Annotated in this window: 7 protein-coding genes; all 7 read right to left on the reverse strand. The window is 43.7% G+C overall.

Going from position 1 to position 7,682, the window contains the following annotated elements:
• Positions 1–29: 29 nt before the first annotated feature.
• Positions 30–710, reverse strand: coding sequence for a phosphatase PAP2 family protein (locus QVO99_RS04830; RefSeq protein ID WP_022316473.1), 681 nt, complete (start codon positions 708–710; stop codon positions 30–32).
• A gap of 9 nt (positions 711–719) precedes the next feature.
• On the reverse strand, positions 720–3,287 hold the full coding sequence (locus QVO99_RS04835) for a BatD family protein (RefSeq protein ID WP_022316474.1): 2,568 nt from the start codon (positions 3,285–3,287) through the stop codon (positions 720–722).
• A gap of 47 nt (positions 3,288–3,334) precedes the next feature.
• Positions 3,335–4,024: a tetratricopeptide repeat protein gene (locus QVO99_RS04840; RefSeq protein ID WP_156132542.1), complete on the reverse strand. Its 690-nt coding sequence runs from the start codon at positions 4,022–4,024 to the stop codon at positions 3,335–3,337.
• Between the two features lie 24 nt (positions 4,025–4,048).
• Positions 4,049–5,068 carry a vWA domain-containing protein gene (locus tag QVO99_RS04845; protein WP_022316476.1) on the reverse strand — a complete coding sequence of 340 codons (1,020 nt, stop codon included), beginning with the start codon at positions 5,066–5,068 and terminating at the stop codon, positions 4,049–4,051.
• Positions 5,069–5,197: 129 nt separating this feature from the next.
• Positions 5,198–6,196 carry a vWA domain-containing protein gene (locus tag QVO99_RS04850; RefSeq protein ID WP_022316477.1) on the reverse strand — a complete coding sequence of 333 codons (999 nt, stop codon included), beginning with the start codon at positions 6,194–6,196 and terminating at the stop codon, positions 5,198–5,200.
• A 10-nt stretch (positions 6,197–6,206) separates the two neighbouring features.
• On the reverse strand, positions 6,207–7,271 hold the full coding sequence (locus QVO99_RS04855; protein WP_022316478.1) for a hypothetical protein: 1,065 nt from the start codon (positions 7,269–7,271) through the stop codon (positions 6,207–6,209).
• Between the two features lie 30 nt (positions 7,272–7,301).
• Positions 7,302–7,682: DUF58 domain-containing protein (locus QVO99_RS04860; RefSeq protein ID WP_441295404.1), on the reverse strand; the 381-nt coding region annotated here is incomplete at its 5' end.

A 7,682-nucleotide genomic window follows, 5' to 3' on the forward strand; every position in this document is an offset into this window, starting at 1 on the left:
TTATGTTTCCGACCTGCAAACTGGCTATTCTAACTTATAAACGATCTTAGTATGGCATAGAGAAACAAGAGTGACATTGTGAGCAATACAATGTCGATAGTAATTATTGTATAGCCTTTAGAAGTATACTGGCTGGAAATGAATTCCACATCGGGAAACATCCTGTCGTAGACCTTGAGATATACTAAATATAAAAGTAGTCCAACAAGCGCTCCCCAAGCTATGCCTACCAACACGTCGAAAGGATAATGCATTCCGAGGTACAGCCTTGTGTAGCAATTAATCAGAGCCCATGCCGTCATTGCGACAGTAAATTTCCTGTTTCTCACCAACAGTGAGAAGAACATTGTCAAGCTGGTGGTGTTTGCTGCGTGTGACGAGAAGAAACTGAAGTCTTTGTTGCTCATATCCCCTACTGTATATATTATTCCGTCAAGCATGTCATCGTTGATAGGTCGTGTCCTTCCTATCATAGGCTTGATGATAAAGTCACAGATTCCTCCAGAGAACATCACGCAACCGATTCCACACAGTATTATCAGCATTATCTTGGTCATGTTGTCATTGTTGCTTATCACGAGATAAAGCAATGCGATATAGAGCGGTATCCATGTGAACCCGGAAGTCAACGTAACCATCAGTCCGTCGAGGAACGATGATTCGCTGCCATTGACCAACTGCAATATGGCTAAATCTATATTCCCTGTCATTTTCGATATTTAGATTTTCTGAATTTGAGAAGAATGAAGCCATCCCTCCCTATTGTCACCTAGCTTTACGTGTTTCCAGTCTTTCATCGAGTCATCTATGATGTCAACACGTGTTCCTTCATGTATTACTGTAACACTTTTCCCCTTATCATCAGGCACGTCTTTCAGCTGCAACGATGGCACTACCACGATTGCTCCTCTCCGATTCTGATACTGGCTCTTTTGTTGATATGCACAAATCTGGGAAAGTACGAACAGAACGGCGAAAAACATTCCTGCAAAGAAGCCAACTTTGCGTCTCGTTACCTTGACCGAAAGTAGATATAAAGTGAAGAATGCCAGAGTGAGCACGAGAGAAAAAATTGACAATGCCGCCCATGAGTCGATACCCATAAGATTGACCAGCGACTTATACCATTGCACCAGGAACATCTCTGCTTCCGGTGTGATCTTGTCTATCGTCTTTGACTGTGCTATCTGCAGATTCAGCTTGATGTCGTCGTCGCTCGGCGACAACAATAGTGCACGCTCATAGCTGAGTATGGCAAAAGTAATGTTGTCCGTACGGTAATAGGCATTGCCCAGGTTATAATACAAATCAGCACTCTTCGTGGTCTTCAGCAACTCGTTATAATCTTTTATTGCCTGCTGATAGTTGCCTTTTTTGTACTCGTTGTCAGCATTCTCCTTTGTTATTGCGGATGCAGGCAATGCTGTCAGTACTGACAACATGAGGACGAGAATCAGTTTATTTGATTTTTTCTTGCTGTCCTTCAGTGAATCTTCTATCTGTGTTATCATATTCATTGCATCTTCGAAAATAGTATTCATGTCATTCGACATAGAAGACTGTGAATATCGTTCCAGCTCACAGGCATCAATGATTCCGATGAACTTCGTTGACAATTCTTCTCCTACACCGTTGGCAAGCAAAACACTCTCCACGTTGTTCCTGTTGAGCTCTCCGGCTGAAAGATTAAACTTCTCTTCGGCATACCCCCACATGGCTTTCAGTATATCCTCATAGAATGTGGAACTATTTCCTTTCAGCATTGAGTCATTAGCTGCCTTCAAGCGCTTCAGGGCAAGCCTGTTTGCAAGACGGCGCTTGCTTCTCACGGTGTCCTTGCCCAAAGAGATGTATTTTCTCGAGGCAACGGTCAGCAGTGAGAATGTCAGGATTATCATGGTGATGAGTACCCAATATCCTGTAGAACAGAAGAACATGTCGTCGAAATCATGCGAACTCTCGAAACCTTCGTGTATTGGTTGTATATCCTTGTTGCGCAGATCTGACTGATAGTCGCTCACGGACGTTCCGCTTCCATCACCTTTGCCTACTTTAATGGTGAATGGTTGGGTCTTTATTGTCTTGTATGAATTCGTGTTAGTGTCAAAATATGTGAACTCAATGGCCGGAATCGTATACTCGCCCTGATTTCTCGGCACAGCGATGAAATCGTATATCATGTTGCCTTCAAGTCCGTTGGCTGTCACCTTTGTCTTGTCGGTTATCTTTGGGTCATATTTATCGAAATCTTTAGGGAAGTTGACAACTGGAGTCTTGATGAGCTTCAAATTGCCCTTTCCGCTTACCACTACACGCAATGTGAACGGATCGTTGGCCTTGATATCAGACTTGTTTAGTTGCGCACTTATGTTGAATACGCCGACTCCTCCTGAGAAAGTTGCCGGTTTGGCGGGCAGAGGCAACACATTCAGTGTTATACCAGGTGCCACAATGTCGCGTTTCACTTCAACATAAGCCGATCCACCATTGAAAAAGGCTTCCACTGGGTCTACGTCTCTATTCTGCTGAACTACTGATCCCTTGAACACTATGCTTGGTATCTTCAATGCTCCGGACATCTGAGGATACATTATGTACTGGCTCCATGTTACGCAACGGTATGGTCTGCCATTGTGGTTTTCGATATGAAAGGATTTCTGTTGTGGCAATGGCACTTCAAGCGTGTGGAAGCCTGTAAGGTCAGGCATGTCACCCTTAAGTGCGTTGAGATCTACCAGCGTATATACTTTGTATGTCAGTATCACAGGCTCCTGTTCATATACCTTGTTCTTGCTTGCACTTACCTTTATGAAGAGATCTGAATTGCGGATTTCAGATCCTGCAGTCCTCATACGTGGTTGGTCGTCAGCTCCATTGTGCATCCTTGGCGTGCCATTTGCCGACATGCTCTTGCCCGTCACCTTTATTTGTACAGAACGTGAAGCGAATTTTCGCCCGTTGGCCACTACTGTTGCAGAAGGAATTCTATACGAGCCAGCTTTCGTGGCACACAGAATATATGTGAATGTCGTAGATGATGAACTGCTTGCATGTCCGTTTATCACCTGATAGCTCGACTGAGACGAACGGTATGGACCCGTTATCACCTCGAGTGCTCCAGGTATGCCGCCGAGATGCAGGTCACCAACGTCTTGCGTGTCAATCACATAAGTCAGTCGGAAATTCTCTCCCGTTTGCACGTGGGAGGGAACTGAGACATGCAGCCCCTGGGCGTGACACAATGATATGGCAAATGCCAATAGTATATTCAGTATAACTTTCTTCATTTTATATGATATAAGTATTTCTGGCGTATAATATAATTATCTCTGGATCACCAATTCTTCTCCAGCCTCCTGGTCTGTTGTTGTTGGCGACTGCGGTTCAACCTTTCTTGAGTCTCACGTTCCTGCTGCATAGCTGCATTAAGAAGCTGTTCAGCGTTGTCCTTGCTCATCTGAGGTTGATTCTGTTGCGGCTTATCTTGCTTCTGGTGCTTATCTTTCTGCTTTTCCTGCTTGTCTTTATTGCCTTTATCCTTGTTTTTGTCGCTCTGGTTCTGCTGTTTGTTCTTGTCGTTCTGCTTGTTGTCCTTCTGAAGCTTCTTACAGAGTACAAGGTTATAACGAGTTTCATTGTCTGAAGGGTTATTGCGCAAAGACTCAGAATAAGCTTTTATGGCATCTGGATACATCTTACTGCCCTGACAGATGACGCCTATGTTATGATAAGACTTTGACTTTCTGAACTTGTTCTTCTCAGTGCTTGCTGCCTTTTGGAAGAATTTTACGGCTTCCGACATCTTGTTCTGCATCATGAGGGCACATCCAAGGTTATAAAGGGCTTGCGGGTTTTCGTGATTGATTGACAAAGCCTTCCTGTATCTCACTTCCGACTCAGGATATTGCTTGGCTTTGTAAGCCTTGTTGCCCTGCCGGATATAGTCTCGGTCGGTCTGTGCTGATGCAATCACAGGAATCAGCAGGAGCAATGCTATTATGTATTTTCTTATTATCATCATCATTGGTCTCATGTTACATACTGGATGTTATTTCTTGAACAGTTTGATATTTCTGAACAGTGGGTTTTTCACTTCCAGCGTGAGTGCTTCGATTATTATAAGGAAAAGTGCCAGAAGTACAAAAGTCTGATACTGCTCGTCATATTCACTGTATACGGCATTCAACAGGTCGCCCTTCTGTAACTTGGCAAGTTCTTCGTCAAGTAACTCCTGTGCGCTGTTGGTGTTGTCAACATGGATATAAGAACCTCCGCCAGCTTTTGCAATCTGGCGACACATATCCTCGTTGAGTACAGACACGACTTCATTGCCGTGGTTGTCACGCATATATCCGCCATGCCCGTCTGGAATAAGTCCGCCTTTAGGCTGTCCGATTCCTAACACAAATACGTTAATACCCATTTTCTTTGCCTTCTTGGCAGCCTCTATGGCGCCTCCCTCGTGGTCTTCGCCATCGGTTATAAGCACTATGGCCCTTCCCAGATTGTTTTTCTTGGTAAAGCTGCTGCAGCACATATTGATGGCTCCACCTATGTCTGTTCCTTGTGTAGCAATAAGCCCGGGGGTTAGACTCTGAAGAAACATCTTTGCAGACACGAAGTCGGTTGTTATAGGCAATTGTATGAATGAACTACCCGCAAAGACCACAAGACCAACCTTGTCGTCTTTGAACCCATCGATCATATTTTCTATCAGCATCTTGCTGCGGTCTAATCTAGATGGGGCCACATCTTCAGCGAGCATGGAGTTGCTTATGTCCAATGCGACCATTGCCTCGATTCCGGCTCGCTTCTCATTGCTTATCTTTATGCCTGCCTGCGGACGGGCAGCAGCAATTATAAGCAATGCCAATGCCGTGAGCGTCATATAGAACTTTACAAGCGGCCTGTACTTTGAGCGTCCTGGCATCAACCCTTCTTGTAGTGCTTTGTCTACTATGCCGTTTATTTGTTTCCTCTTCCTTCTCGTCTGCACTGTCCAGATTATCATCAGAACCGGTATGACAAGCAGAAGATATAAATATTCCGGATTTGCGAATCTCAACATAATGTTTATGTTTTTTGCTTATATGCTATTTCCTGATTGTATGATGTTGACTCTCAAACTTCTAACGCAGTCTACTAAACTCAGAAAGTTTGTTGTCTCTATCGTTTTCTTGTTTATGTCCCTACGGTTTTAAGGAAGACGCCTGAATACTGTCAACCTCAGCAACATGTCGATTATCAAAATCAATACAGCCGCTATGGCGAATGGGACAAAAGCTTCAGAACGCTTGGAGAAGTTTTTCGTATTCAAACGAGTCTTTTCCAATTTGTCGATGTCCTTGTATATCTTTTTCAGTTCAGCAGTATTTGTAGCTCTGTAGAACTGACCGTCTGAAGTATTGGCAATACGCTGCAAGGTCTGTGTGTCTATATCTGCACGCATGTTAACGTATTTTACAGTTCCGCCCACATTGATTGGATAAGGAGCAAGGGATTTGCTTCCGATGGCGATAGTGTATACGCGGATATTGTAGGTTTTGGCAATCTGAGCCGCCGTTAGTGGTGATATGTCACCCATGTTGTTACTACCGTCTGTAAGCAAGATAACGACTTTGCTTTTCGTCTTGCTGTCTTTCAGACGGACTACTGCGTTGGCGAGTCCCATTCCTATTGCCGTTCCATCCTGTATCAGAGAACGTTCGGCCAAGTCTGTTCGCACATTCACAAGCATATTCAACAACGATTGGTGGTCGGTTGTCATTGGACATTGAGTGAAAGCCTCACCGGCAAATATAGTAAGACCGATATTGTCGTTCTCACGGTCCGATATGAAATCAGCCGCAACGGCCTTTGCTGCTTCTATTCGGTTTGGCTTGAGGTCCTGTGCGAGCATACTTGTCGATACGTCCATCGCCAACATGATATCGATTCCCTCAGTCTCTTTTTCGCCCCAACTGTTGCGTGTCTGCGGACGAGCAAGGACAATCACTATCAACACGAACACCAAGACGCGCAGCAGATGAGGCAATTCTATAAGCCGCAACCTGAGACTCTTGTGAACATTCTGATAGGCAAAGGTATCAGCCATTCGGAATGTTGGTTCGTATTTCTTCCTGTAGAGCAGACACCATAATATATATGGTATCAGCAGAAGGAGTAAAAACAAATATTCTATGTTTGCAAATTCCATGAAACTTTCTCTACACGATTAAATAAACCTTATATATCACTACAATCAACGCAAAAAGTGCAGCTGCCGTCAACACGACTATAGCCAGCTTCAATGTCCTGCGCTGACTCTTGACTTTCTTTTCTACTTCATTCTCTTCAACGACTAGCTTTACAGGTTTCTCTTCCTCTTTCTTGGTGTCATTGATGAACGATAGAGCATTGACGAGATTTTGGTCGTTCTCGTTGGCCAATACAGAATACTTTGCGAATTTCACGAGGTCTGCAGTACGGAAAAGACTAACCATCTCTTCAATCGCGCCCTCATTTTCACCCCGGAGCCTTTCTATAATTTCTGAGCTTGTCATTTCCATAGCATCGAAATTGAAGCGCTCAGCTATATACTGGCGAAGGATCATTGTCAGGCGGGTGTAATAACTCTTCTGATCTTCTGAAACAGCCGCCTTCTCTTCTTTTAGCTTTTCTATCTCGGTGATTGCCTTCTGATGGGCAGATACTTTCTTGATGAATTTTATCGGTTTTATTACAGACTTGTTGGTATTTAGTCTGTTTATCAGATATGCAAGCAGTATTAGCAATAATACAAACAATATTGAATATCCGAAGACAGTTGCCCATTCGCCCCAGCTGAAAGGATTGTCCTGCACATCCTTCGGACCGTAGAACTTCTCTGTGTGTACTGTATCCACAGGCATCGTCATTACTTTCAATGCGAGATCCTTAGTCTGATACGACTTTCCGTCTACCTTTATGCTCTGTGATGGAATGCAATATAATTTCTCGTCGAATGAAGTAAGCGTATAAGACTTGCTGTATTTTATGAGATTATCTTCAACTCCTAATGTGTCGATATTACTGCACTCCAGTACTTCCACTCCTGGGGTGATATATTGCGATCTTTCGAACTTAGGGAATGACATCTTATGATGCTTCTCATCAAGGGTGACACTAAGGGTCAACTTGGTCTGTTCACCTATCAATATCTGCATAGTGTCGATCTTCTGGTCTATGGTCACCTGCGACCATATCGACATTGTGAGCGACACAAACAATATAGATAGAAATAATCGTTTCATCTTTGTTATAAAATCTTATGAATAAAGTATTTACGACCTCAGCTTAAAGAGTTGTATGAGGCTCTTCACATAGTCTTCATTCGTAGCAATTGAGATATTGTCAGTATTGGTCTTGCTGAACAGTCTATCGAGTGACGCCCTCCTCTCCTGCCAATATTGGCGATGCGCATGACGTAGCTTCTTGTCACTCGTGTCGATATACATCTCATGTGAAGTCTCGGCATCACATATCTTGATGAGCCCCACATCGGGCAACTCTCTTGCGAACTGGTCGTATAGTTGTATAGCCACGACATCATGCTTCTTGCAGCACACTATCATCTGCTTCTCATAATCACCTCTGTAATAGAAGTCACTAAGAATGAAAGCGGTACAACGATGCTTCACGGCACTGTAAAGGAACTGAAGAGC

Source organism: Prevotella sp. CAG:592 (genome assembly GCF_000436015.1).
Lineage (GTDB): Bacteria > Bacteroidota > Bacteroidia > Bacteroidales > Bacteroidaceae > Prevotella > Prevotella pectinovora.

Bases quoted from the DNA above. Each gene is read 5' to 3' on its own strand.
- QVO99_RS04830 (WP_022316473.1), bottom strand. From the start codon at position 710: ATGACAGGGAATATAGATTTAGCCATATTGCAGTTGGTCAATGGCAGC.
- QVO99_RS04835 (WP_022316474.1), bottom strand. From the start codon at position 3,287: ATGAAGAAAGTTATACTGAATATACTATTGGCATTTGCCATATCATTG.
- QVO99_RS04840 (WP_156132542.1), bottom strand. From the start codon at position 4,024: ATGATGATGATAATAAGAAAATACATAATAGCATTGCTCCTGCTGATT.
- QVO99_RS04845 (WP_022316476.1), bottom strand. From the start codon at position 5,068: ATGTTGAGATTCGCAAATCCGGAATATTTATATCTTCTGCTTGTCATA.
- QVO99_RS04850 (WP_022316477.1), bottom strand. From the start codon at position 6,196: ATGGAATTTGCAAACATAGAATATTTGTTTTTACTCCTTCTGCTGATA.
- QVO99_RS04855 (WP_022316478.1), bottom strand. From the start codon at position 7,271: ATGAAACGATTATTTCTATCTATATTGTTTGTGTCGCTCACAATGTCG.